This is a genomic window from Klebsiella ornithinolytica NBRC 105727 = ATCC 31898 (assembly GCF_001598295.1).
Taxonomy (GTDB): Bacteria; Pseudomonadota; Gammaproteobacteria; order Enterobacterales; family Enterobacteriaceae; genus Klebsiella; species Klebsiella ornithinolytica.
Window position 1 is genome coordinate 186,429 of the sequence record NZ_BCYR01000001.1, and the last position, 23,783, is coordinate 210,211.

24 protein-coding genes are annotated in these 23,783 nt (G+C 55.8%); 11 read left to right on the forward strand and 13 right to left on the reverse strand.

The annotated features are described in order from the left end of the window. Nucleotides 1–46: 46 nt before the first annotated feature. Complete coding sequence (gene kdgR, locus ROR01S_RS00860; RefSeq protein WP_004863930.1) at nucleotides 47–838, reverse strand: DNA-binding transcriptional regulator KdgR; 792 nt, start codon at nucleotides 836–838, stop codon at nucleotides 47–49. Nucleotides 839–1,015: 177 nt separating this feature from the next. Here kdgR and ROR01S_RS00865 point away from each other — a divergent pair, with 177 nt between their 5' ends. Then, nucleotides 1,016–2,389 (forward strand): MFS transporter, encoded by a 1,374-nt coding sequence (locus ROR01S_RS00865; RefSeq protein WP_004863932.1) that lies wholly within the window; start codon nucleotides 1,016–1,018, stop codon nucleotides 2,387–2,389. Between the two features lie 78 nt (nucleotides 2,390–2,467). Here the strand turns inward: ROR01S_RS00865 and htpX are convergent, their stop codons facing one another. The 4 genes from htpX to msrC form a co-directional block, all read right to left on the reverse strand. Then, on the reverse strand, nucleotides 2,468–3,349 hold the full coding sequence (htpX, locus tag ROR01S_RS00870; RefSeq protein ID WP_004863936.1) for a protease HtpX: 882 nt from the start codon (nucleotides 3,347–3,349) through the stop codon (nucleotides 2,468–2,470). A 236-nt stretch (nucleotides 3,350–3,585) separates the two neighbouring features. Continuing rightward, complete coding sequence (gene prc / locus ROR01S_RS00875; RefSeq protein WP_004863939.1) at nucleotides 3,586–5,634, reverse strand: carboxy terminal-processing peptidase; 2,049 nt, start codon at nucleotides 5,632–5,634, stop codon at nucleotides 3,586–3,588. A 19-nt stretch (nucleotides 5,635–5,653) separates the two neighbouring features. Then, complete coding sequence (gene proQ, locus ROR01S_RS00880; RefSeq protein WP_004863942.1) at nucleotides 5,654–6,328, reverse strand: RNA chaperone ProQ; 675 nt, start codon at nucleotides 6,326–6,328, stop codon at nucleotides 5,654–5,656. Between the two features lie 97 nt (nucleotides 6,329–6,425). Next, nucleotides 6,426–6,923, reverse strand: coding sequence for a free L-methionine (R)-S-oxide reductase MsrC (msrC, locus tag ROR01S_RS00885; RefSeq protein ID WP_015584018.1), 498 nt, complete (start codon nucleotides 6,921–6,923; stop codon nucleotides 6,426–6,428). Between the two features lie 132 nt (nucleotides 6,924–7,055). Between msrC and yebS the strand changes: the two genes are divergently transcribed. The 5 genes from yebS to ROR01S_RS00910 all read left to right on the forward strand — a co-directional run bounded on the left by yebS (nucleotide 7,056) and on the right by ROR01S_RS00910 (nucleotide 13,088). Further along, the gene (gene yebS / locus ROR01S_RS00890) at nucleotides 7,056–8,339 is read left to right on the forward strand and encodes a membrane integrity lipid transport subunit YebS (protein WP_015584017.1); all 1,284 of its coding nucleotides are present in this window, start codon (nucleotides 7,056–7,058) and stop codon (nucleotides 8,337–8,339) included. Continuing rightward, nucleotides 8,308–10,941 (forward strand): PqiB family protein, encoded by a 2,634-nt coding sequence (locus tag ROR01S_RS00895; RefSeq protein WP_015584016.1) that lies wholly within the window; start codon nucleotides 8,308–8,310, stop codon nucleotides 10,939–10,941. The genes yebS and ROR01S_RS00895 overlap by 32 nt, the downstream gene beginning before the upstream one ends. A 74-nt stretch (nucleotides 10,942–11,015) precedes the next feature. Then, complete coding sequence (gene rsmF, locus ROR01S_RS00900; protein ID WP_073972265.1) at nucleotides 11,016–12,449, forward strand: 16S rRNA (cytosine(1407)-C(5))-methyltransferase RsmF; 1,434 nt, start codon at nucleotides 11,016–11,018, stop codon at nucleotides 12,447–12,449. Between the two features lie 114 nt (nucleotides 12,450–12,563). Further along, on the forward strand, nucleotides 12,564–12,803 hold the full coding sequence (locus ROR01S_RS00905) for a YebV family protein (protein ID WP_004863958.1): 240 nt from the start codon (nucleotides 12,564–12,566) through the stop codon (nucleotides 12,801–12,803). A gap of 93 nt (nucleotides 12,804–12,896) precedes the next feature. Beyond that, entirely contained in the window at nucleotides 12,897–13,088 is a 192-nt protein-coding gene (locus ROR01S_RS00910; RefSeq protein WP_004863962.1) for a YdfD/YebW family protein, read from the forward strand. A gap of 5 nt (nucleotides 13,089–13,093) precedes the next feature. On the opposite strand, the gene pphA is transcribed toward ROR01S_RS00910, so the two are convergent. After that, nucleotides 13,094–13,738, reverse strand: coding sequence for a protein-serine/threonine phosphatase (gene pphA, locus ROR01S_RS00915; protein WP_004863967.1), 645 nt, complete (start codon nucleotides 13,736–13,738; stop codon nucleotides 13,094–13,096). Between the two features lie 142 nt (nucleotides 13,739–13,880). Here pphA and ROR01S_RS00920 point away from each other — a divergent pair, with 142 nt between their 5' ends. Together ROR01S_RS00920 and ROR01S_RS00925 are read left to right on the forward strand one after the other, a co-directional pair. Next, nucleotides 13,881–14,852 (forward strand): VirK/YbjX family protein, encoded by a 972-nt coding sequence (locus ROR01S_RS00920; RefSeq protein WP_172412537.1) that lies wholly within the window; start codon nucleotides 13,881–13,883, stop codon nucleotides 14,850–14,852. 120 nt (nucleotides 14,853–14,972) lie between these two features. Continuing rightward, complete coding sequence (locus ROR01S_RS00925; protein ID WP_054828791.1) at nucleotides 14,973–15,116, forward strand: Ecr family regulatory small membrane protein; 144 nt, start codon at nucleotides 14,973–14,975, stop codon at nucleotides 15,114–15,116. A gap of 577 nt (nucleotides 15,117–15,693) precedes the next feature. Here the strand turns inward: ROR01S_RS00925 and ROR01S_RS00930 are convergent. From ROR01S_RS00930 to yobA, 3 genes are read right to left on the reverse strand one after another with little or no spacing between them, the layout of a single operon-like run. Continuing rightward, nucleotides 15,694–16,032, reverse strand: coding sequence for a YebY family protein (locus ROR01S_RS00930; RefSeq protein WP_015584012.1), 339 nt, complete (start codon nucleotides 16,030–16,032; stop codon nucleotides 15,694–15,696). A gap of 16 nt (nucleotides 16,033–16,048) precedes the next feature. After that, complete coding sequence (gene copD / locus ROR01S_RS00935) at nucleotides 16,049–16,918, reverse strand: copper homeostasis membrane protein CopD (RefSeq protein WP_004863974.1); 870 nt, start codon at nucleotides 16,916–16,918, stop codon at nucleotides 16,049–16,051. Between the two features lie 3 nt (nucleotides 16,919–16,921). Continuing rightward, entirely contained in the window at nucleotides 16,922–17,296 is a 375-nt protein-coding gene (yobA, locus tag ROR01S_RS00940) for a CopC domain-containing protein YobA (RefSeq protein ID WP_004863975.1), read from the reverse strand. A 126-nt stretch (nucleotides 17,297–17,422) separates the two neighbouring features. On the opposite strand from yobA, the gene ROR01S_RS00945 reads away from it, so the two are divergent. Continuing rightward, entirely contained in the window at nucleotides 17,423–17,653 is a 231-nt protein-coding gene (locus ROR01S_RS00945; RefSeq protein ID WP_004863978.1) for a DNA polymerase III subunit theta, read from the forward strand. A gap of 78 nt (nucleotides 17,654–17,731) precedes the next feature. Next, nucleotides 17,732–18,391 carry an exodeoxyribonuclease X gene (exoX, locus tag ROR01S_RS00950; protein WP_004863981.1) on the forward strand — a complete coding sequence of 220 codons (660 nt, stop codon included), beginning with the start codon at nucleotides 17,732–17,734 and terminating at the stop codon, nucleotides 18,389–18,391. Between the two features lie 5 nt (nucleotides 18,392–18,396). On the opposite strand, the gene ptrB is transcribed toward exoX, so the two are convergent. From ptrB to ROR01S_RS00965, 3 genes are all read right to left on the reverse strand, one after another. Continuing rightward, entirely contained in the window at nucleotides 18,397–20,457 is a 2,061-nt protein-coding gene (gene ptrB / locus ROR01S_RS00955; RefSeq protein WP_032724251.1) for an oligopeptidase B, read from the reverse strand. A gap of 117 nt (nucleotides 20,458–20,574) precedes the next feature. After that, entirely contained in the window at nucleotides 20,575–21,261 is a 687-nt protein-coding gene (locus ROR01S_RS00960) for a tellurite resistance TerB family protein (protein WP_004863985.1), read from the reverse strand. Nucleotides 21,262–21,358: 97 nt separating this feature from the next. Further along, nucleotides 21,359–21,733, reverse strand: coding sequence for a YebG family protein (locus ROR01S_RS00965; RefSeq protein WP_015584009.1), 375 nt, complete (start codon nucleotides 21,731–21,733; stop codon nucleotides 21,359–21,361). 135 nt (nucleotides 21,734–21,868) lie between these two features. Between ROR01S_RS00965 and purT the strand changes: the two genes are divergently transcribed. After that, the gene (purT, locus tag ROR01S_RS00970) at nucleotides 21,869–23,047 is read left to right on the forward strand and encodes a formate-dependent phosphoribosylglycinamide formyltransferase (protein ID WP_064358999.1); all 1,179 of its coding nucleotides are present in this window, start codon (nucleotides 21,869–21,871) and stop codon (nucleotides 23,045–23,047) included. A gap of 62 nt (nucleotides 23,048–23,109) precedes the next feature. Here the strand turns inward: purT and ROR01S_RS00975 are convergent, their stop codons facing one another. After that, nucleotides 23,110–23,751: a bifunctional 4-hydroxy-2-oxoglutarate aldolase/2-dehydro-3-deoxy-phosphogluconate aldolase gene (locus tag ROR01S_RS00975; RefSeq protein WP_004863992.1), complete on the reverse strand. Its 642-nt coding sequence runs from the start codon at nucleotides 23,749–23,751 to the stop codon at nucleotides 23,110–23,112. Between the last annotated feature and the right edge of the window lie 32 nt (nucleotides 23,752–23,783).

Here is a 23,783-nt window from a genome sequence, read left to right on the forward strand (position 1 = left end):
GAAACGTATTCCCGCTGTCGCTTAACTGACCAGGCTGCCCTTCGGATCAGAATGGATAGTCGTTATAGCCCATCTGTTCAGAAATCTTACGCGCCGCCGTGTGCAGCATCTCCACGTATTCACTCAGACGCTCTTCCGAGAAACGCAGAGTCGGGAAAGAGATACTCAGACCTGCAATCACCACGCCAAAGCGGTCGAAAACCGGTACGCCGATGCAGCGCAGTCCCTCTTCCTGTTCTTCATTATCTTCACCGTAGCCCTGCTGACGAACCTGATCCAGGACGCCAAGCAGCGCTTCCGTACTGGTAATGGTCCGCTCGGTGCTGCGTTTGTATTCGACGCCTTCAAGAATTTGCTCAACTTCAGCGCGATCGCGCCACGCCAGCAGCACTTTACCGATAGCGGTACTGTACAACGGGTTGCGGCGACCGATTCGTGAGTACATCCGCAGGTTGTACATCGAGTCGATTTTGTGGATATAGACGATGCTGTCTTCATCCAGCGCCCCCAGGTGGATCGTCTCTTTCGTCAGCCGCGAAAGTTCACGCATCTGGATATCGGCACTGCGGACCAGATCGACATTCTGTAGCGCACGCGCGCCCAGTTCGAACAGCTTGAGCGTCAGGGAGTATTTCTCGGATTCACCTTCCTGCGCCACATAGCCCAGCGATTTCATGGTTTGCAAAAAGCGATAAACGGTGCTTTTTGACATCATGACGCGCTGGGACAGTTCGGTTATGCCAATTTCACGCTCTTCACCAAGCGCCTGCAGAATGCCAAAAACCTTCAATACCGAAGAGACAGAATCTGGCTGCTTATCCAAATCTGCAACTGCCATTTATCACCTCATCGTAACTGTTTTATAAAAATCAGAACCGGTTTTTATTATAAATTCGCATCGCGCCCCCCGCAATCGTTCTTCTGCTCATTCGTTACAAATCTGCGACATACAGCCGAATAATCAATGCTAAAATCATTACTCAGAGAATAATTACCCTAAAGACATACATTCAACATGGATAAAAACATTTCCGATGGCCTGCCTTTGCCGCAGCGCTACGGCGCAATTCTGACCATCGTTTTAGGGTTAGCCATGGCGGTGCTCGACGGCGCAATCGCTAACGTGGCCCTGCCGACTATTGCCACCGATTTAAACGCCTCGCCGGCGGCGTCAATCTGGATTGTCAACGCCTACCAGATAGCTATCGTGATTGCCCTTCTGCCGCTCTCTTTTCTCGGCGATATGTTTGGCTATCGGCGTATCTATAAAATCGGCCTTGCGCTGTTTACTCTGACCTCGCTCGCCTGCGCACTTTCCCATAGTCTGGAGATGCTGACCCTTGCCCGCGTCGCGCAGGGCCTTGGTGGCGCCGCCCTGATGAGCGTCAATACGGCGCTGATCCGGCTTATTTTCCCGCAGCGTTTTCTCGGACGCGGGATGGGGATTAACTCCTTCGTGGTGGCGGTTTCATCGGCCGCTGGCCCCACTATTGCGGCAGCGATTCTCTCGGTGGCCTCCTGGCAATGGCTGTTTTTTATTAATATTCCGCTCGGGATTGTTTCGCTTATCCTCGCCATGCGTTACCTGCCGGCGAACGTTGGCCGGAGCAAAATCACCCGTTTCGATCTTCCCAGCGCCATAATGAATGCGCTGACGTTTGGCCTGTTGATCACCGCTCTCGGCGGTTTTGCCCAGGGTCAGTCGGGACGACTCGTGCTTGCAGAAGTGGCCGCGATGCTGGTTATCGGTTTCTTCTTTGTGCGCCGCCAGCTGCAGATGCCGGTACCGCTGTTGCCGATTGACCTGCTGCGCATCCCGCTGTTTTCCCTGTCTATCTGTACCTCTGTTTGCTCGTTCTGCGCGCAAATGCTGGCGCTGGTTTCCCTGCCCTTCTTCCTGCAGTCGGTGATGGGCCGTAGCGAAGTCGAAACCGGCTTACTGCTGACGCCGTGGCCTCTGGCTACCATGGTGATGGCGCCGCTGGCGGGTTATATGATTGAGAAAGTGCACGCGGGATTACTGGGGGCAATCGGTCTGCTGGTGATGGCCTGCGGCCTGTTTGGCCTCGCGCTGTTGCCCTCCTCGCCTTCCGATCTGGATATTATCTGGCGCATGGCGCTGTGCGGCGCCGGTTTTGGCCTGTTCCAGTCGCCGAACAACCATACCATTGTCTCTTCCGCACCGGCCCAGCGCAGCGGCGGCGCCAGCGGAATGCTGGGGACCGCGCGACTGCTCGGTCAAAGTACCGGTGCGGCGCTGGTTGCCCTGCTACTTAACCTGCAGGGCAACAGCGGCACCCACAGCGCACTGCTGCTGGCCGGTGGGCTGGCGGTGATTGCCGCAACCGTCAGCGGGCTTCGCGTAACCCAGCCCCGTCCGGGACAATAGCCGCTCTCCTCAGGCTTCAGTCCAAAAAAAATCCGCAGCCCGTGGGCCGCGGATTTTTTTAGCTATTCAGCAACAACGTTACTTCAGGTATTCGCCACTGCGCAGCGCTTCAATACGCTTATCCAGCGGCGGGTGAGTCATGAACAGTTCGCTCATTGACTTCGCCTTACCGTTAATGCAGAACGCCATCATGCTGCTGGCTTCCTGCGGTTCATAGCTGGTTTTCAGGCGCTGCAGCGCGGCAATCATTTTCTCACGCCCAACCAGTCTGGCAGACCCGGCATCGGCGTGGAATTCACGATAGCGCGAGAACCACATGGTAATAATGCTGGCCAGAATACCGAACACCAATTCCAGCACGGTCGCTACGGCAAAGTAAATCAGCGGGTTACCGTTGCTGCTTTCACTGTCATCCCGGTTTCCGCCCAGGAAGCCGGCGGCAATCTGCGCGATAACACGCGAGATAAAGATAACGAAGGTGTTCACCACCCCCTGAATCAGCGTCATAGTGACCATGTCACCGTTGGCGATGTGGCTGATTTCGTGAGCGATGACCGCTTCGGCTTCGTCACGACTCATGTTTTGCAGCAGCCCGGTGCTCACGGCGACCAGAGAAGCATCGCGGCGGGCGCCGGTGGCAAACGCGTTGATATCCGGCGCATGGTAGATGGCGACCTGCGGCATGCCAATACCCGCCTGCTGCGCCTGCTGTGCGACGGTGTTCATCAGCCAGCGTTCTGTTTCATTGCGCGGCTGCTCAATCACTTCCCCACCCACGGATTTCAGTGCCATCCATTTCGACATCATCAGCGAAACGATCGATCCACCAAAACCAAAAAGCAGCGCCATGATCAGTAACCCGGTCATGCTGCTTGACTGAATTCCCGTCAGGCTTAACACCAGCCCGAATACCACCATCACCGCCAGGTTGGTCAACAGGAAAAGCGCGATTCGCATCATAATTTTCTTTTAACCTCGATTTAACAAAACGCACTATGCGATTACCCATATCGTATGGGTAGAACGCCAATTTTCAACGATCAGGCCCCGCTAAGTCACGAGAAAAACACAACTTTACATTTTGTCACAGCGAACTGACATCTGCGTAAGTTGTTGACATTTTGTATGTCTAAGAGAGGACGGTCGGGAAGATGACGGAAAGAAAAACGGGCACAATCATTGTGCCCGTTGGGTGCTTATTTGCTGACCGGCGGTTCTACCGCGGGCATCTCTTTCTCAAGATGCGCAAGGTCTACCGCAATGTGGACTGTCTCATCAAGATACGGATCCGGCTCCTGGTAGTCCTTCGGCAGATCGTCCAGTTTCTTCAGCGGCGGTTTACCTTCGCGCTTCAGACGATCGTTAATCCGTGCCAGGCGCGTCGCATCGTCTTCTTCGTTCTCTTTTTCACGCTGAGCGTAGTTGAGAGAAACGATATAACGCTTATCTTTCATTGCGTTATAGCGAGCGATGTCCTTCATGATGTACTGGAACTCGGGATCTTTGGCGATGCGCTCATTATGCAGCTTCAGCAGCTGCGGATCGAACGGTTTCAAATCACCGGATTTCACGTAGGTCGCCGCATTGACGCTATCCCACGGCAGCGCGTTATCTTCATACTGCTCACCGGTTTCACGATCTTCGCTACCGGTCGGCATCATGATATCCGGCGTGACGCCTTTACGTTGGGTACTGCCGCCGTTAATGCGGTAGAACTTCTGAATGGTGTACTGTACAGAGCCCAGCGCCGGCCAGTCAGGGCGCAGCATCTGATCGTAAATCCGGTTCAGCGAGCGATACTGCTGAACGGTGCCTTTACCAAAGGTCGGCTCGCCAACAATTAAGCCGCGACCGTAATCCTGCATGGCGGCAGCGAAGATTTCAGAGGCCGAAGCACTGAAACGATCGACCAACACCACCAGCGGGCCTTTATAGTACACCACGCCATCGGTATCGCTGTCTTCACGCACTTTGCCGTTGTTGTCACGGACCTGAACCACCGGGCCAGACGGGATAAACAGACCGGAGAGTGAAACGGCTTCGGTCAGCGCCCCGCCGCCATTGCTGCGCAGGTCGATAACAATGCTGCTGACGTTCTGTTTCTCCAGCTTCTGGAGCTGCACCTTGACGTCGTCCGTCAGGCCAACGTAGAAGCCCGGGATATCCAGCACGCCGACTTTCTCTTTGCCGACGGTTTTCACCGACATCTTCACCGCGCGGTCTTCGAGACGAATACGCTCTCGGGTTAGCGTGACGATGCGGGTTTTCGCGCCCTTACCAGCAGGCAGAACTTCGAGACGCACTTTGCTGCCCTTCGGCCCTTTAATCAGCGCAACAACGTCATCCAGACGCCAGCCGATAACGTCAACCATGCCTTTACCGGACTGGCCGACGCCGACGATACGATCGCCGACGGCGATCGATTTGCTCTTCGCCGCCGGACCACCGGCTACCAGCGAATTGATGACCGTATAGTCGTCATCCATCTGCAGTACCGCGCCGATGCCCTCTAACGACAGGCTCATTTCGGTATTGAACTGTTCGGTATTGCGCGGGGACAGATAGTTGGTGTGCGGGTCAATCTCGCGAGCAAAAGCGGTCATCACCATCGAGAACACATCTTCGCTGTTAGACTGCGCCAGGCGACGAATGGCGAACTTGTAGCGACGCGTTAAGGTATCGCGAATTTCTTTGTCATCTTTGCCAGTAAGCTTGAGGCTCAGCTGGTCAAACTTAACCTTGGCATCCCACAGCGCGTTGAGCTCGGCTTCGTCTTTCGGCCAGGGGGCTTTGCTGCGGTCAAGGTTGAAGTTGTCGTTGCCGGTAAAGTCCATCGGACGTTCCAGCACCTTCAATGCATACTGATAGCGCTCAAAACGACGCTTCTGCGCCAGGTTATACAGGTCGTAAAAAACGTCCAGCTTTCCGGTACGCAGCTCATCGCCGATTTGATTCTTCTTCGCCGAGAACTGAGCGATATCGCTGGCCAACAGCACATTGTGGCTGTAGTCCAGCAGATTCAGATAGCGGTCGAAAATTTTTGCCGAGAAGGCGTTGTCGAGATCAAATTGCCGGTAGTGAGAACGGGTAAAGCGCGAGGTAACGCGCTCACTCACCGTCGCGTGCTGCGGCTCTTCTTTCAGCACGGGAATTTGATCGACTCGAGTAATATCGTCCACGGCGAACGCATGGCCTGCTATTGCTAGCAGGCCCGCAAGCGCGGTGAGCTTAAAGAATGTGTTCATGCCTGGCCCGGCCTCCGTTTCAGAACACCAGGTGTTCTGCGCGTACAATCATTGACATACCAGAAGTCAGCTGTACACGAACGCCATCTTTGGTGATTTCCAGAACGGTGGCGTCCATTGCGTTGTTGCCTGCTTTCACCTTCAGAGCCTGGCCAACGCTTAACGCGGTCAGATCTGATACAGGGGTATGACGCTCTTCACGCGGTGCTTTTGCAACGGCTGGACGCGGCTTACGCTGTTCGGTGCCTTCTTTGCGACGAACCTGAGGACGTGGCTTACGCTCACGACGAGCACCGTCTTCCTGCTGACCCGCAGCGGCGGCGGCTTCGCGCTTTTTAGCCTGCTGGCTTGCGCGCTGCGCCTGAACGCGAGCTTTTGCTTCTTCGAGCTGCTGACGAGCGTGAGCAACATGCTGCTCTTCCAGTTCGCCGCACGGGTTGCCGTCAAGGTCAACGCGAACTGCGCCTGGCTTAACGCCGTACAGATAGCGCCAGCTCGAAGTATAAAGACGTAAAGCGGCACGAAGTTGGGTTTTGCTGAGATTCATCTCCCCCCCAACACGCTCCACGAGATCCTGAAAAATACCGACTTTCAGGGGGCGAGCTTCACCTTCAGCGCTGAAGCACTGAGGGAAACGTTCGGCCAGAAACGCGATAACTTCTTTACTGCTATTCAACTTAGGTTGATTTTCCATGAAATTTCCTGATTACAACGGACGTAGCCAACAAGCCGCAGGCATGAACAGGCGTCATTATAATGACGCCATCGCTAAATGCTACGTTATCCGTTGATTATCCTGCGACGTGGGCGAATATTTTTTGATAGTCAGTCGCAGAAATGAGTTTTTCCAGATGCGCGACCAGTTCAGCCAGCCCCTGCTCATCCTCAGCGGTGAAGCGGGAGAAGGCGGTGCTGTCGATATCCAGAACGCCAATAATCTGATTGTTCACCTGCAGCGGAAAGACGATTTCCGAATTGCTGGCGGCATCACACGCGATATGTCCATCGAAGGCATGAACATCTTCCACCCGCTGAACGCGATTTTGCGCAACGGCCGCACCGCATACGCCTCGCCCAACCGGAATCCGTACGCAGGCCAGTTTGCCCTGGAATGGTCCTAAAACCAGCGTGTCCCCTTCAAGCAGATAGAAACCTGCCCAGTTAACCTCGGTCAGGCGCTCAAACAGCAGCGCGCTGGTATTAGAGATCATCGCCAAAAAACTGGTTTCACCTGCCATTAAAGCCTGAAAATCACGGTTCAAATCCGCGTAAAATTCTGTTTTGTTCATTATCTGGTCACTTAGTTGTCTTACTGCGAAACACGCATTGCCTAATAAAATAAGCATTAAATGCGTTCAGGCTCAAGATGAATTCAATCCTGGGTTAAGATAGTGAGATACATTCATTCCTGTACGTAATAAATGCCACTAAAAACACAACCGATAACACCGGCAAAAAAGATGGTCGTGCATGCGGTCAGCCGTCCGCTCCCTCAGGCACATTATCACCGCTGCCCGCAGTGTGACGTTCTTTTTCGTTTGCCGGTGCTTAAGCGTTATCAAAGTGCCTGGTGCCCGCGCTGCAATGCGAAAGTGCGTGATGGCCGCGACTGGTCTCTTTCGCGACTGGGTAGTATGGCCATTACCATGATGCTCCTGATGCCCTTTGCGTGGACCGAACCCTTACTGCGTCTGCATCTGCTCGGCGTACGTATCGATGCGAACGTAATCCAGGGGATCTGGCAAATGACCGGTCAGGGCGATCCGCTTACTGCCGCGATGGTGCTGTTTTGTGCGATTGGCGCACCGGCGCTGCTGGTCATCTCGATCGCCTATCTCTGGCTGGGGAACGTTCTGGGGATGAATTTACGCCCGGTGCTGCTGATGCTGGAAAAACTCAAAGAGTGGGTGATGCTGGATATCTATCTGGTCGGTATCGGCGTGGCCTCCATCAAAGTACAGGATTATGCCTTCCTGCAGCCGGGCGTCGGGCTTGTGGCCTTTATCTCGCTCACCCTGCTCAGCATTCTGACGATCATTCATATGAACGTTGAAGAGCTATGGGAGCGATTTTATCCCCAGCGTCCAGCGTTTCGGGCCGACCCGGCGCTACAGGTTTGCACCGGCTGTCATTACACCGGCTTTCGCGATGCCCGCGGACGCTGCCGACGCTGCCATACGCCGCTCCACCATCGACGGCCGCAGAGTCTGCAGCGAAGCTGGGCCGGGCTGATTGCGTCGGTGGTGTTCCTGCTTCCCGCAAACCTGCTGCCGATCTCCATTATTTACGTCAACGGCGCACGACAGGATGATACGATTCTGTCGGGGATTATGTCGTTGGCCAATAGCAATGTGGCGATTGCCGGCGTGGTGTTTATCGCCAGTATTCTGGTGCCATTTACCAAAGTTATTGTCTTGTTTACGCTGTTAGTGAGCATACAATTCAAGTGCGAACAGGGGCTGCGTACCCGCATCATCCTGCTGCGGCTGATTACCTGGATCGGCCGTTGGTCAATGTTGGATCTTTTTGTTATCTCATTAACCATGTCACTGATTAATCGCGACCAACTCCTCGCTTTCACGATGGGGCCTGCTGCGGTATATTTCGGCGCCGCGGTAATATTAACTATCCTTGCTGTTGAATGGCTGGACAGCCGCTTACTTTGGGACGCACATGAGTCAGGAAACGCCCGCTTCACCGACTGAAGCCAGAATTAAAACTAAACGTCGCATCTCGCCATTCTGGCTGCTGCCGGTAATAGCCCTGCTGATCGCCAGCTGGCTGATCTGGACCAGCTATAACGACCGCGGGACGACCATCACCATCGACTTCCAGTCGGCCAACGGGATTGTCCCGGGGCGCACGCCTATCCGCTATCAAGGGGTCGAGGTGGGCACCGTCGAGAATATCTCGCTGAGCAAAGACCTGAGCAAAATCGAAGTCTCGGCCAGTGTGAAGGGCGATATGAAAGACGCTCTGCGCAAAGATACCCAGTTCTGGCTGGTTACTCCGAAAGCCTCGCTGGCCGGCGTATCCGGTCTTGATGCGCTGGTTGGCGGTAACTACATCGGCATGATGCCGGGTAAAGGGGAGCCGCAGGACCATTTCGTCGCTCTCGATACCCAGCCGAAATACCATATCAACAACGGCGAGCTGATGATTCATCTGCAGGCGCCGGACCTCGGTTCGCTCACCAGCGGATCGCTGGTCTACTTCCGCAAAATTCCGGTGGGTCGGGTGTACGATTTTGCGCTCAATGATAACAATCAGGGCGTCACTATCGATGTGCTGATTGAACGCCGCTTTACAAACCTGGTGAAAAAAGGCAGCCGCTTCTGGAATGTGTCAGGCGTTAAGGCCGATGTCGGCCTCGGCGGCGCGAAAGTCCAGCTGGAAAGCCTCTCCGCGCTGGTCAATGGCGCTATTGCCTTTGACTCCCCTGCCGATTCTCAGGCCGCGCAACAAAACGATGAGTTTGGTCTGTACGAAGATTTGGCTCATAGCCAGCGCGGGGTTCTGGTCACGCTGGAGCTGCCTGACGGCGAAGGCCTGAAAGCCGGCTCCACCCCGCTGATGTACCAGGGGCTGGAAGTCGGGCAGCTGACCAAACTCAACCTCAATCCCGGCAGTAAAGTGACCGGTGAGATGACGGTTGACCCAAGCGTGGTCACCCTGCTCAGAGATAAGACGCTTATTCAGATGAAAAAGCCGAAAATCTCGCTGGATAACCCCAGCCTCAGTGCCCTGTTGACCGGGAATACGTTCGAACTGGTGCCCGGAGAGGGGGAGACGCGAAATCACTTTGTGGTGCTTCCGGCTGACAAATCCCTGCTCGATGAACCGGATGTGGCGACGGTGACGCTCACGGCAGCGGAGAGTTACGGCATTGATGCCGGGCAGCCGCTGGTGCTGCACGGCGTGAAAGTGGGTCAGGTTCTGGAGCGCAAGCTGACCGCTAAAGGCGTCACGTTCCAGGTGGCCATTACCCCTGAGTATCGCGACCTGGTGCGCGGCGACAGCAAATTTGTCGTTAACAGCCGTCTTGACGTGAAAGTGGGTTTTGATGGCATCAAAGTGCTGGGCGCCAGCGCCAGCGAGTGGGTCGAAGGCGGTATTCGTATTATCCCTGGCGAGAAAGGGGCAATACAGGCCAGCTATCCGCTGTATGCCAATATGGAGAAGGCGGAAGAAAACAGCCTCAGCGAAGTGCCCACCACCACTCTGAGCCTGACGGCAGAGACCCTGCCGGATGTTCAGGAAGGCTCGGTGGTGCTGTATCGTAAGTTTGCCGTCGGCGAGATCATTTCGGTTAAACCCCGCCGCAACGCATTTGATATCGATCTGCATATTAAGCCGGAATATCGCAATCTGTTGACCAACAATAGCGTCTTCTGGGCCGAGGGCGGCGCCAAAGTCCAGCTCGATGGCAATGGTCTGACCGTGCAGGCATCACCGCTGTCACGGGCATTGAAAGGCGCAATCAGCTTTGACGATCTCAGCGGCAGTAGCGCCGGCGCGCGAATTGGCAACAAACGCATTCTCTATGCTTCTGAAACCGCTGCCCGGGCAGTCGGTGGCCAGATTACGCTGCATGCCTTTGATGCCGGTAAAATTTCCGAAGGGATGCCGATTCGCTACCTGGGCATTAATATCGGCCAGATCCAGTCCCTGAATCTGATTACCGCGAAAAACGAAGTCCAGGCGAAAGCCGTGCTTTACCCGGAGTACGTCGAGACCTTCGCCCGCAGCGGGACCCGTTTCTCGGTGATCACCCCGCAGATTTCTGCGGCGGGCGTCGAACACCTGGATACCATTTTCCAGCCCTACATCAACGTTGAACCCGGCCGCGGCACGCCACGCCGTGATTTCGAAATTCAGGAAACGACAATTAGCGACTCCCGCTACATTGACGGTCTGAGCATCGTTGTCGAAGTGCCGGAAGCCGGTTCGCTGGATATCGGAACGCCGGTACTGTTCCGCGGCCTGGAAGTCGGTACGGTGACCGGCTTGACGCTGGGCTCGATGTCGGATCGCGTGATGGTCAAATTGCGTATCAGCAAACGCTATCAGTATCTGGTGCGTAACAATTCGGTCTTCTGGCTCTCTTCCGGCTATAACCTCGACTTTGGCCTGATTGGCGGCGTCGTGAAAACCGGGACCTTTAACCAGTTCATTCGCGGCGGTATCTCCTTTGCCACGCCGCCGGGCACGCCGCTGGCGCCGAAGGCACAGGATGGTAAACACTTCCTGCTGCTGGAAAGCGAACCGAAAGAGTGGCGGGAATGGGGCACGGCCCTGCCACAGTAAGCAAAACGCTCCGGTGTCCCCCGCCGGAGCGTTTATGATAAACTGCGCACCCTTTTTTCTTGTGGTGCGCACCAGTGGCTCAAAACGCAGTCTATTTTCCTGACCAATTCCTCGCTCAAATGCGTGACGCGATGCCCACGCATCTCTCTTTCGATGCCTTTATCGCGGCCTGCCAGCGCCCGTTACGCCGCAGCCTGCGCGTGAATACGCTGAAAATTTCCGTCGCCGACTTTCTGCAGCAGGTGGCGCCCTATGGCTGGCAGCTGACGCCGATCCCGTGGTGCGAAGAGGGCTTTTGGATCGAACGCGATGATGAGGACTCCCTGCCGCTGGGCAGCACCGCCGAACATCTCAGCGGCCTGTTTTACATCCAGGAAGCCAGTTCTATGCTGCCGGTTGCGGCGCTGTTTGCCGATGGCGACATGCCGCAGCGGGTCATGGATGTGGCCGCCGCCCCTGGTTCCAAAACCACACAGATTGCTGCGCGCATGGGAAATAAGGGCGGGATTCTCGCCAACGAGTTTTCCGCCAGTCGGGTTAAAGTCCTGCATGCCAATATCAGCCGCTGCGGCATCAGCAACGTCGCCTTGACCCACTTCGATGGTCGGGTGTTTGGCGCCGCGCTGCCGGAACGCTTTGACGCCATCCTGCTGGATGCCCCCTGCTCCGGCGAGGGGGTGGTGCGCAAAGATCCCGATGCGTTGAAAAACTGGTCGCCTGAGAGTAATCAGCAGATCGCCGAAACTCAGCGGGAGCTCATCGACAGCGCATTTCACGCGCTGCGCCCCGGCGGCACGCTGGTGTACTCGACCTGCACCCTGAACCGGGAAGAGAACGAAGAGGTCGTGCAGTGGCTGTTAGCCCGCTATCCGCAGGCGGTCGAGGTGCTACCGCTCGGCACGCTGTTCCCGCAGGCTACGGAAGCCTTAACCACTGAGGGATTTCTCCACGTCTTTCCGCAGATTTTTGACTGCGAAGGTTTTTTTGTTGCCCGCCTCAAGAAAACCGCAGCGATCGAGGCGCTACCGGCGCCGGGTTACAAAGTCGGAAAATTTCCTTTTACGCCGCTTAAAAGCCGGGAATCTGCAGCGATTTCCGCCGCCGCTGCCGCCGTCGGACTACACTGGGATGACCATCATACGCTCTGGCAGCGTGATAAAGAGATTTGGCTGTTCCCGCAAGCGCTGGAATCATTTATCGGCCAGGTCCGTTTTTCGCGGATTGGCATTCGCCTGGCGGAAACCCATAACAAAGGCTTTCGCTGGCAGCACGAAGCGGTCATTGCGCTCGCCGTCCCGGATGCTCCTTTTGAACTGACGCAGGATGAAGCGGAAGAGTGGTATCGTGGCCGCGACGTCTACCCTGAAACGACGCCGCAGCAGGATGAAGTCATCGTCACGTTCCAGGGGGCAACGCTGGGCCTGGCGAAAAAAGTCGGCTCCCGTTTGAAAAACAGCTACCCGCGTGAGCTGGTTCGCGACGGTAAACTATTTGCCGGTAAGGCGTGATCGACTGCAAAAAAACCGCATTTTTTTACTGGCGGTTTGTCCCCCGTTGTCTACGCTGAAAAATGACGGCCTAACTGGTCGTACCACAACTCAGCAGACCAACGGGGTGAATTTATGAGTAAAACCAGCATTCGAATCGGCGCGTTTGAGATAGATGACGCCGAGCTGCACGGTGAACAGCAGGGAGAGCGAACGTTAAGCATTCCTTGCAAATCCGATCCGGACTTATGCATGCAGCTGGATGGCTGGGATGCGGAAACCAGCGTCCCTGCCATTCTTGATGGTCAACATTCCGTCCTCTACCGTAAGCACTACGATCAACAATCCGATGCCTGGATCATGCGCGTTGCCTGATTCAAAAAGAACCCGTCGCCTGAGACGGGTTATTTATTCCCCCCGTTTATGAACTACCCTATACTGATTAACAAACCCAAACATGAGGCCAGGATGTTCGCCTTAGTTTTGTTTATTTGTTACCTGGACGGTGGTTGCGAAGATATTGTCGTCGACGTTTACGATAACGAACGACGGTGCCTTGTGGCGATGAACGATCAGCGGATACGCCAGGGCGGCTGTTTTCCGGTTGAAGATTTTATTGATGGTTTCTGGCAGCCTGCCAGCGAATACAGCGATTTTTAAGCGGCTTACTGCAGCTGCACCAGGGTGAGTGCACCGCCGAATACCGCCCCCGTATCAATATAATGTTGATTATCGCTATCATAACGTTGCTTCAACGGCGTGTGGCCAAACCAGAAGTGGTCCGCTCCGCCTATCGCGCCATGTCGACCGGCCAGATGGTCCATCAGGCGCTGTCTGCTCCAGAGCACCTGTTGTTCATCCACCGGCTGCTGCCAACGATAGGTCGCCGCCGGGTAGTCGGCATGGGCCACAATATGGCGCAGCGATCCGGCGCTGAGCTCCACAATCAGCGGCAGCTGGCGACAGCGATCCAGGCGTTCGTCAATCTGCAGCCGCTCGCCGCGCGTGCTCTCCTGATACCAGTGGCCTCCGTTCATGACCCATAGCGTCAACGCCCCGCTCTCTTGCGCATCCAGCGCCATCTGTTCATGGTTACCTCGCACCGCACAGAACCAGCGGCAGTCGAGAAGCGCGAGACATTTCGCGCTTTGCGGCCCGCGATCGATCAAATCGCCCACGGAGATGAGAAGATCCTGGTATGGGTCGAATTTTATCTGCCGGAGATGGCTCATCAATACGGCAAAGCAGCCGTGGAGATCGCCAACCAGCCAGATATTGCGCCAGGCCGAACCCTCAATACGCTGATACATATTTTGCCCCCCTGATACAATTATAGTTAATTCTCTCTTCACCACCCCAAAGATACCCACCTCAATCAAATATAAACGAAACAGAAATATAGTCCGCCAGGATATTAATCTCGCCTCACCAAGCCCTTAAAATAGAGGCTAAATAACAACGAGGTATTTTATCGTGACGGACAATAGCCTGCACTCAGCCTTCGCACAACAGCCCCGCACAAATCTTATTGCCGATCTGGTGATGGGCAGACTTATTCCCGCTCCGATTTGGCAAAAGCGTAATTACCGGCTGAAATTTTTATTGCGTACGGCCTTATTTTATACGCCCACTCGCGCAATGCTGGATAATCTTTCCGTGCGTCCTGACTTTAATCAGTTGCTTGCCGCACAGGTTACCCTGCCGGGTAAAGTTCACCGCCAGTATCTGACGCGTGGGTTAAACGCCAGCCAACGCGCCCAGGCGATTATCAGCCACTATCAGTTCATCGACTCACTGTCAGGCACGCAGCTGGCTGCTGCCATGACCGCCGCTAAAGAGACGATCCTGCTGGAATTGCAGGGTAAAGATGAAGCCCGCTTCACTCTCTCGGCCTCCTCCGCGGGTAAAGCCGAGCGCGAAGGCGAAACCACATTGTGGTTGCGCGATGGTAACCAGACGCTGCTGGCCAGCGCCACCTTCAGCGTCGTGCGCCAGCAGGAGCAATGGCAGCTGGTTATCGGCGGGCTGCAGGGGCCGCGACGTAACGTGCCGCATGAAGTGATTAAACTCGCTACCCGCGCCTGCCATGGTCTGTTTCCTAAACGCCTGCTGATCGAGTTTATCTGGGCGTTGGCCGCCAGAAGCCACATTCAGGCCATTTATGGCGTAAGCGATAATGGCCACGTTTTCCGCGCGCTGCGCTATCGTCTCAGCAAGGGGCGCCATTTCCACGCCAGCTATGATGAGTTCTGGCAGTCTATTGATGGCGTAGCCGATGGCGCCTGGCGCTGGCGCTTGCCGCGACAGATGGAAAGGAAATCGCTGGATGCCATCGCCAGTAAAAAGCGGGCGGAATACCGCCGCCGCTTCCAGCTGCTGGACGACCTGATCGCGCAGGTCGCGCAGCTGACTCCCCAACCCTGACAGATTAACGCCTGTCCATATCAAACAAACGCCGTTTTTAAATCACGGCGTTTGCATCTTATCCTGTGGTTTCGTTACTATCATCTCTTCATCGTTTCCTTTCTGGTAGCCAGTGAAGTTATGAGTAAGAGTGAAATTGCCCTTCTGGTTATCGTGATAATAATTCTGCTCGGTGCGCTTTGGTTTATTTTCAGCGGTGAGATTTGGACCCTGGTCTGCTACCTTGAATCCCAGCTGTATCCGTCAATCGTCGCGCCTGAATAATACGTTGTTTTTATTACTCCATCTTCATCCCGGCAGCCCTTCATTTCCTGGCAACGCGCGGCCAAATAGATCGCACTAAAATAATATGCCCGCGTATCTTCAGGGCATGGATATCCCGCGGCGATGAGGACCTGTCTGCGGGCGCGCGGCGCGCCATCGCCCTGACCTTGACCCGCAGAACCCGGAGTATCCGGCTCAGATTTACTGTAAAGAGAATGTTAAGGCGTTTTTTGTTGTGGTATAAGGGAAAAAGACCGTAACGGGAAATGAGGGATGATTTCCGGTCTTTTTATGTAACGAGTTGATAAGCTTCAGATAAAAAGAGACCGAACACGATTCCTGTATTCGGTCCAGGGAAATGGCTCTTGGGAGAGAGCCGTGCGCTAAAAGTTGGCATTAATGCAGGCTAAGTCGCCTTGCCTTATAAGAATAGTTTACCGCGTCAGGTTTTCCAGTCCGCAACAAAAGTGGTCGAATAATTCCTGACAAAATGGCCGGTGCCAACAAAAAACCGCCGCTTCCTGAAAGGAATGTAGGCGGTTTTTTATATGTTAATACAGTAAGATAGGTTCGGGTATCAACAAAGCTTCTGCGCGCGCTCAATAAATGGCGCGAGGCTCATTTTTTGTCCCGGATGTTGCGGATCGTCGACCAGGATCACTGAGATCGGCTGAGCGCTGGTTTTCCCCGCTTTCACCTGCTGCTCAGCAACATCATTCAACGGATACTGCACCAGCGTGCTGGGGTTAATGGCAAACAGCGCATTCCCCGGGCGACAGGTCAACATCACCTCTTCGCGATTGAACGCCCAATTATCTTTCCCCACTTCGAAGCGGCTAACGGTGATAATCTGCGGTGCTGCCAGCGCGACGCCAGAGCTTGCCAGTAACAACATAGTTAAAAGAGTTTTTTTCATGATTTAGCCAGTTAATTCAGTAAGGTTCCCAGGTCGCAAACAGGCTGACGGCCAGCAGCGCCAATGCTCCGAGCGCCATTTCAACCTGCGTGGTGCGCAAAATGAGCTGCTCCGCTCGCGTTCCGTTCACCGACATACGTGGCACCAGAACATACCTGTTCACCAGCGCAATTGCTACCATCCCTGCGACCAGGGCACATTTGATCAATAGCATCTCTCCCCACAGCGAATCACGGAATAATCCGCCCTGGATCAGCAGCGCATTTATCACACCGCTGGCGATCGCGCCCGCAACCGCCAGATGTCCGTAGCGAGAAAAGCGCATCATGGTGCCGATAGCGGCCTGACGCCAGCGCCCGCGCGCCAGGCGCAGACAGTAGATGAACGGCAGCAGCCCGCCAAACCAGCCGGCGACACAGAACAGATGCACAGCATGGTTAGTCCGCTGCACTACACCTCGTCCCCCCTCGCTCATTGCCGCATGGCCAACGCCCGCCATCAGCAAGATCTGCGCGCACAGCAGCACCAGCAGCAGACGCGCCGGACGACGCGGTTTGAGCCACGCGATCGCCAGCGCAATCCACGCCAGCAGAATCTGCCAGACCCAGACGCTGCCAAAGCGGGTACCGGCAACGGCTTGCCAGATAGCAGGCTGCCAGAGATCCGCCCAACCATTCCCCATCAGACCGCCCTGTACCATCAGCATCAGCAGCGCAGAAACCGCGCTGAGCAGCAGAAGGTGGCGCAGTAGCGGGAAGAAACGCTGCATCAGCAAACGCCGCAGCGTCAGCGGCGCCCACCACGCGCCGTACAGCACGCAGCCAAACGCCACCATCAGCGAGAGAAAGTGGACGAAGCGCAGACCGATATAGATTCCCGTGAGCATGCGTTATTTCACGGTAAAGTGATATTGCCCTTTGGTTTTGTGGCCATCAACGGAGACCACGTGCCAGTCAACGGTATACTCCCCCGCCGCCAGCGGCTGCGTCAGCGGAACAATCAGCTGGGCTTTATTGCTGTCGCTGCGGGTAAGCTTACCGGTCGCAACGGCTTTCTGCTGCGGGCCGGTCAGGGTCACGGCGCTAAAGGCCGTTTCGATACCTTCAGAAAAGCTCAAGGTCAGTGATTCGGGAGAGGCGGCGACAGTCGAATCTGCGGCTGGCGTTTGCTGTTGAAGATGCGCATGGGCAAAGGCCGCGGTGCTGACGAGGAAACCGGCGAAAAAAGCAGAGGCGCGCAGCGCGCGCCCGGCGATGGTACGCATAATCGTCATTCCTTTTCGTTATGTATGTAGCACAGAGAATAACCCTGTATAATGGCGTAGTCGAGCGATGCGTCCCGGTCCGACGTCGCGCCCGATCGGTTTTCAGCATCATGAAGGAGAAACCATATGGAAAAAAATCTGGCCAAAATTTCGCAGGACGAGATGGACAAAGTGAACGTCGACCTTGCCGCGGCCGGTGTCGCCTTTAAAGAACGCTACAATATGCCCGTTGTCGCCGATTTAGTGGAGCGGGAGCAACCGTCACACCTGCGTGACTGGTTCCGTGAACGCCTGATCGCCCATCGACTGGCGTCTGTTTCGCTGTCGCGCCTGCCCTATGAACCCAAAGCGAAATAATTCTCGTCCCTTACGGACGTCCCGGTTGGCAAGCGCTGCGCATTCATTTACGCTGGTTTCTTTGGGCCGGAGTGAGCCATGCTACGCGTAATCGATACGGAAACCTGCGGACTGCAGGGAGGCATTGTGGAAATCGCCTCTGTTGATATTGTCGATGGTCAGATAACCAATCCCATGAGTCATCTGGTTCGTCCCGACCGACCTATCAGCCCCCAGGCCATGGCAATTCACCGTATCACCGAAGAGATGGTCGCCGACAAGCCGTGGATTGAAGAGGTTCTGCCGCATTACATCGGCAGCCGGTGGTATGTCGCCCACAACGCCAGCTTCGATCGCCGGGTGTTACCGGAAATGCACGGGGAGTGGATCTGCACCATGAAGATGGCCCGCCGTCTGTGGCCAGGCATTAAATACAGCAATATGGGGCTGTATAAATCGCGTAAGCTCAGTGTCGCAACGCCTGCCGGACTGCATCAACACCGCGCACTGTACGACTGCTATATCACCGCCGCACTGCTTCTCGATATTATCAACGTTTCCGGCTGGCAGCCTGAGGAGATGGCGACCATTACCGGTCGTCCGGCGCTGCTGACCACCTTTACCTTCGGTAAATATCGCGGCAAGGCGGTGGCCGAAATCGCAGAAAACGACCCGGGCTATTTACGCTGGCTGTTCAATAACCTGGATCGGATGAGCCCCGAGCTGCGCTTAACGCTCAAGCACTATCTCGGGGAGTAGCGACGCTAAACGTCCGCCTGGCCGGGTAACGTCCCCTGCGCCAGGCCAATCAGAAAGGCATACTCCAGCGCAACCCCTTCATAGCTTTTAAAACGCCCCGACTTACCGCCGTGCCCTGAATCCATATCGGTGCACAGCAGTAACAGGTTATCGTCCGTTTTCAGCTCGCGCAGCCTGGCCACCCATTTTGCCGGTTCCCAGTATTGCACCTGGGAATCGTGCAGGCCGGTGGTAACCAGCAGATGGGGATAGGCCTGCGCCGTGACGCCATCGTAAGGACTGTAGCTCTTCATATAGCGATAGTACTCTTCGTCCTGCGGATTTCCCCACTCTTCAAATTCCCCGGTCGTCAGCGGAATCGACTCGTCGAGCATGGTGGTCAGGACATCGACAAACGGAACCTGAGCCACTACGCCGTGAAACAGCTCCGGCCGCTCATTAATAGCGACGCCCATTAACATGCCGCCCGCGCTGCCGCCCATGCCGTAGCACAGGCGAGGATCGCCATATCCCTGCGCCAGCAGCGCATCGCAGACATCAAGATAATCATTAAAGGTATTCTTTTTACACAGGAACTTGCCGTCTTCGTACCACTGCTGCCCTAATTCACCGCCGCCGCGAACGTGGGCGATCGCAAACACGAAACCACGATCGAGCAGGCTCAACCGGCTGGCGCTGAAATCAGCATCTTCGCTGGCGCCGTACGACCCGTAGGCATAGACCAGCAGCGGACTGACGCCCTTGCGGAAATGCTCACGCCGATAAACCAGCGAAACAGGAACCTCCACACCATCCCGAGCCTTAATCCACAGATGTTCACTGCGATAATGGCTGGCCTCAAACCCTTTCACTTCCTGCTGTTTCAGTACCCGCCGCTCACCGGTATCCATATCCAGCTCAAAGAGCGTATCCGGCGTGGTCATGGATGAGTATCCGTAGCGTAAGCGCGAAGTTTCCGGCTCCGGATTATAGGCAAGCCAGGTCACGTAGGCCGGGTCATCAAAGGCAATGCCAACCGCTTCCCGGGTCTTGCGGTTAATCTGGCGCAGGCTGGTTAACCCGCGCTGGCGCTCTTCAACCACCAACCAGTCGGTAAACAGGGTGAATCCCTCGAGCATCACATCCTGGCGTGGCGCAATCAGCGTCTCCCACTGCTGTTCGTCGCGTTCATGGGTACGATAGAGACCAAAGTTTTTCCCCTCGCGGTTGGAGCGAAGATAAAAAGCATGCTGGTAATGATCGAGACTGTACTCGTGATCTTTACGTCGCGGCAGGAAACACACCGGTTCCGCATCCGGCATTTCGGTATTCAGCAGCCGCACTTCACTGGTTGTCGCGCTGGCAAGATAGATCACGGCGAATTGCCGGGAGGTGGTCGTATGGAGGCTGACGTAGAAGGTTTCATCCTTCTCCTCGTAGACCAGCACATCGGAACGCGGCGAAGCGCCCACGGTATGCCGCCAGACCTGGTAAGGCAGCAGCGTAGTCGGGTGCTTGCGGACATACCACAGCGTTTGCGAATCATTGCTCCAGGCAAATTCCGGGGAGACGTTTTCCAGCACTTCAGGATACCATTCGCCATTTTGCAGATTGCACAAACGCAGGCCATACTGCCGACGGGAGAGATAATCCTCCGCCAGCGCCATGATCATGTTATCCGGCGAAATGCCCAGCCCACCGAGAGTATAGAATTCACTCTGCGCCGCGCGCTGGTTGCTATCGAGCAGCACCTCCCATTCATCCCACTCCTCTTTCAGCACCGACTGACGCTGATAAATAGCGTATTCACAGCCCGGCTCATATACCTGACGATAGCGGTAGCCATTTTTGCTGTAGGGCGCAGAGACTTCGCGCGGCGGGATACGATCAATAATCTCTTTTAGCACCCGCTCCTGCAGGCTACGTTGAGTCGCCATGACCTGCCGGCCGTACTCATTTTCCTCGCGAAGATAATCAAGCACTTCCGGCCGCGAACGCTCATCGTCGCGCAGCCAGAAGTAATTATCGATACGGGTATCGCCATGAAGGGTCATGGCGTGGGGGATTCGTTTTGCTTTTGGTGGCATCTTTTGGTCTTCTGCATCCTGTATTTCATACACAAAATCATTCAAGAAGCGGCTTGAAGGATGGCGTGTGTATAAGGGTGGCAAAAGTGGCCCACGTTGCAAGCAAAACCTGCTGATTTAGGTAGAAAGCGCCTGTTTTTGTGCCTGAATATCCTGTTCGATGTCGGCACGCACTTCTGGCGGGAGGCCTAAAGCTTCGCCAAGAGCGTTGAGATAGCTACGCTCCATAAAATGGTCGATATCGATCGCCGCACAGCTGATGTAATAGATCTCCAGCGCCTCTTGCTCGCTGTTGAGGCCCTGCGCCAGACGCTGCGGATCGAGAGGCTGGGACAGCGCGCGATCGATCAGAACGCGCCCCTGCACGGCAATACCGGCCGCGCGCAGCTGCTCTTCAATGTTTGCCCGCTCGCTGTCATCAATGTGCCCGTCGCTTTTAGCGGCAAACACCAGCGCCAGAATGAGCCGTTCACTGCGGGCATCAAGCCCGGAGGCTGGCGAGGTTGACGCCCCGGTGGCTTGCCCCGGCGAAGCGACAGATTGCGCAGGGGAATTTTCCCGCATTTTCTGCTGATACTTGTTCCACAGTACGCTTCCCGCCACCGCCCCGCCGCCAACCAGCAGTGCGCTGGTGCCATATTTGGCCAGCAGCTTGCGCGATGATTTACTGGCCACCAGCAGCCCCGCCAGGCCGCCCAGCGCCCCGGGCAGAAGGAAGCTTTTACCATCCGGCCGCTCGCCTGATGAGGAAGACGGTCCCTGCTGGCCCAGCAGGGACTGGAGTTGATTAAGCCAGTTAGCCATGATTTCCCTCGTTGCTTATTAAGCGATGTCATCAGCCTAAACGACGAGATGTCAGGAAATGTTATGAGCAGCTAAAGATGCGCAAATTCGGCCGGACTCAGGCGGCCTTTACCTTGCGCGATTTTGCCGGCGCGGTTGCCGCGGGTTGTTCGCTTGCCCCCTCGGCTACGGCCTCTGAGATTTCAGCCGCGGAGCTCTCATCCTGAGAAGCCTGTCCGGTTGCCCCGTCTTCTGCTTCCGGGCGTTTTCCTGACCTCAGAATGTGGTGCAATGTCTCTTTGCGTTCCGCCAGCCACATTGCCATTTCATCACGCTGGGTTTCATCCAGCGTCAGCGGGCACTCTACCAGCCAGTCGTTGAGGACCTCGGCAAGATCGAGCATTTTGTCGTAAGCATCGGCCTCTTTTTTGCTGGTAAACGACATCTTTTCCTCACCTTCGCGGATCACCACATATTTAATTTCAACCGCCATTGTGCAGCCTCTTTATACTGTATTTTTATACAGTATAGCAAATTTTCACCCAGGACTCAACCAACGGTCATAAAGACAGACGCAAACGTTTTCGTTTATAATGTGGCGCATGTTTTTTTACTGTGGAAAAGAGTCATGACGTTATTAGGCACAGCGCTGCGTCCGGCAGCGACACGGGTGATGTTGTTAGGTTCCGGCGAACTGGGTAAAGAAGTCGCCATTGAGTGCCAACGGCTGGGTATTGAGACCATCGCAGTCGACCGCTACCCCGACGCGCCGGCGATGCAAGTGGCGCACCGTTCGCACGTCATCAACATGCTGCATGGTGAAACGCTGCGCGCGCTGATTGCGGAAGAAAAACCTGACTTTATCGTGCCGGAAATTGAAGCTATCGCCACGGATACGCTGGTGGAGCTGGAGCAGGCCGGGCAAAAAGTCGTTCCCACCGCTCGCGCGGCGAAACTGACCATGAATCGCGAAGGTATTCGCCGCCTGGCTGCGGAGGAGCTGCAGCTTCCCACCTCGGCATACCGCTTTGCCGACAGCGAAGCGGCCTTTCGCGAAGCCGTCGCGGAGATTGGCCTTCCCTGCATTGTGAAGCCGGTCATGAGCTCTTCTGGCAAAGGTCAGAGCTTTATTCGTCACGCTGATCAGCTGGCTGAGGCCTGGCGCTATGCGCAACAAGGTGGCCGCGCGGGCGCCGGTCGGGTTATCGTCGAGGGGGTGGTGAATTTCGATTTTGAAATTACCCTGCTTACCGTCAGCGCGGTCGATGGCGTCCATTTCTGCGCCCCGGTCGGCCATCGCCAGGAGGATGGCGATTATCGCGAATCCTGGCAGCCGCAGCAGATGAGCGAGCTGGCGTTGGCCCGCGCCCAGGACATTGCCAGCAAAGTCGTGCTGGCGCTTGGCGGCTACGGTCTGTTTGGCGTAGAGCTGTTCGTCTGCGGCGATGAGGTGATTTTCAGTGAAGTCTCCCCTCGCCCACACGACACCGGGATGGTGACGCTGATTTCCCAGGACCTCTCGGAATTTGCTCTGCACGTTCGCGCCTTCCTCGGTCTGCCGGTTGGCGCGATTCGCCAGTATGGCCCGGCGGCCTCCGCGGTCATTCTGCCGCAGCTCACCAGCCAGAACGTCACCTTTAGCAATATCCAGGGCGCGGTAGGGGCGGGACTACAGCTGCGCCTGTTCGGTAAGCCGGAGATTGACGGTTCTCGTCGACTGGGCGTCACGCTGGCCGTCGCCGATAGCGTCGAGGAGGCGGTGGCGCGCGCGAAAGCCGCCGCGTCGGCCGTGCTGATTCAGGGATAAAAAAAACCCGGTCGCCTCAGCGCTACCGGGTCTGGATTTCGCTCGTTATCAGGGCGTGAAAATTACTTCGCGCCTTCCACCGCTTCGCGAGCAATTTTGGTAATACGGTCGTAATCGCCCGCTTCCAGCGCATCCGCCGGAACCAGCCAGGAACCACCGATGCACAGCACGCTGTTCAGTGCCAGGTAGTCGCGGTAGTTCGCCGGAGAGATGCCGCCAGTCGGGCAGAAACGGATATGGGCGAACGGACCGCCAATCGCCTGCAGCGCTTTCACGCCGCCGTTAGCTTCTGCCGGGAAGAATTTGAACTCTTTCAGGCCATACTGCATGCCCAGCATCAGTTCGGACACGGTGCTGATCCCCGGGATCAGCGGGATGGTCCCTTCTTCAGTCGCCGCTTTCAGCAGGGACTCGGTCAGACCCGGGCTGATAGCGAACTGCGCGCCAGCTTCGGTGACGGCTTTCAGCTGCTCAACGTTTGTTACGGTACCTGCGCCGACAATCGCCTCCGGCACTTCTTTCGCAATCGCGCGAATCGCATCAAGCGCGCATGCGGTACGCAGCGTGACTTCCAGTACGCGTACGCCGCCGGCAACCAGCGCTTTGGCCATCGGCACAGCGTGTTCCAGCTTTTTCACCACGATCACCGGGACAACCGGGCCGTTGGTGAGGATTGCTTCTGCAGTTGTTTTCCAGTTTTTCATCAGAGTTTCTCTCTCGCCAGATCTACAAATTG

Coding starts and splice junctions, on each gene's coding strand:
- ptrB (WP_032724251.1), bottom strand. CDS start 20,457: ATGCCACCAAAAGCAAAACGAATCCCCCACGCCATGACCCTTCATGGC.
- ROR01S_RS00905 (WP_004863958.1), top strand. CDS start 12,564: ATGAGTAAAACCAGCATTCGAATCGGCGCGTTTGAGATAGATGACGCC.
- ROR01S_RS00865 (WP_004863932.1), top strand. CDS start 1,016: ATGGATAAAAACATTTCCGATGGCCTGCCTTTGCCGCAGCGCTACGGC.
- exoX (WP_004863981.1), top strand. CDS start 17,732: ATGCTACGCGTAATCGATACGGAAACCTGCGGACTGCAGGGAGGCATT.
- ROR01S_RS00925 (WP_054828791.1), top strand. CDS start 14,973: ATGAGTAAGAGTGAAATTGCCCTTCTGGTTATCGTGATAATAATTCTG.
- pphA (WP_004863967.1), bottom strand. CDS start 13,738: ATGTATCAGCGTATTGAGGGTTCGGCCTGGCGCAATATCTGGCTGGTT.
- ROR01S_RS00945 (WP_004863978.1), top strand. CDS start 17,423: ATGGAAAAAAATCTGGCCAAAATTTCGCAGGACGAGATGGACAAAGTG.
- proQ (WP_004863942.1), bottom strand. CDS start 6,328: ATGGAAAATCAACCTAAGTTGAATAGCAGTAAAGAAGTTATCGCGTTT.
- htpX (WP_004863936.1), bottom strand. CDS start 3,349: ATGATGCGAATCGCGCTTTTCCTGTTGACCAACCTGGCGGTGATGGTG.
- ROR01S_RS00910 (WP_004863962.1), top strand. CDS start 12,897: ATGTTCGCCTTAGTTTTGTTTATTTGTTACCTGGACGGTGGTTGCGAA.
- purT (WP_064358999.1), top strand. CDS start 21,869: ATGACGTTATTAGGCACAGCGCTGCGTCCGGCAGCGACACGGGTGATG.
- copD (WP_004863974.1), bottom strand. CDS start 16,918: ATGCTCACGGGAATCTATATCGGTCTGCGCTTCGTCCACTTTCTCTCG.
- ROR01S_RS00930 (WP_015584012.1), bottom strand. CDS start 16,032: ATGAAAAAAACTCTTTTAACTATGTTGTTACTGGCAAGCTCTGGCGTC.
- ROR01S_RS00965 (WP_015584009.1), bottom strand. CDS start 21,733: ATGGCGGTTGAAATTAAATATGTGGTGATCCGCGAAGGTGAGGAAAAG.
- prc (WP_004863939.1), bottom strand. CDS start 5,634: ATGAACACATTCTTTAAGCTCACCGCGCTTGCGGGCCTGCTAGCAATA.
- ROR01S_RS00960 (WP_004863985.1), bottom strand. CDS start 21,261: ATGGCTAACTGGCTTAATCAACTCCAGTCCCTGCTGGGCCAGCAGGGA.
- kdgR (WP_004863930.1), bottom strand. CDS start 838: ATGGCAGTTGCAGATTTGGATAAGCAGCCAGATTCTGTCTCTTCGGTA.
- msrC (WP_015584018.1), bottom strand. CDS start 6,923: ATGAACAAAACAGAATTTTACGCGGATTTGAACCGTGATTTTCAGGCT.
- ROR01S_RS00975 (WP_004863992.1), bottom strand. CDS start 23,751: ATGAAAAACTGGAAAACAACTGCAGAAGCAATCCTCACCAACGGCCCG.
- yebS (WP_015584017.1), top strand. CDS start 7,056: ATGCCACTAAAAACACAACCGATAACACCGGCAAAAAAGATGGTCGTG.
- ROR01S_RS00895 (WP_015584016.1), top strand. CDS start 8,308: ATGAGTCAGGAAACGCCCGCTTCACCGACTGAAGCCAGAATTAAAACT.
- yobA (WP_004863975.1), bottom strand. CDS start 17,296: ATGCGTACCATCGCCGGGCGCGCGCTGCGCGCCTCTGCTTTTTTCGCC.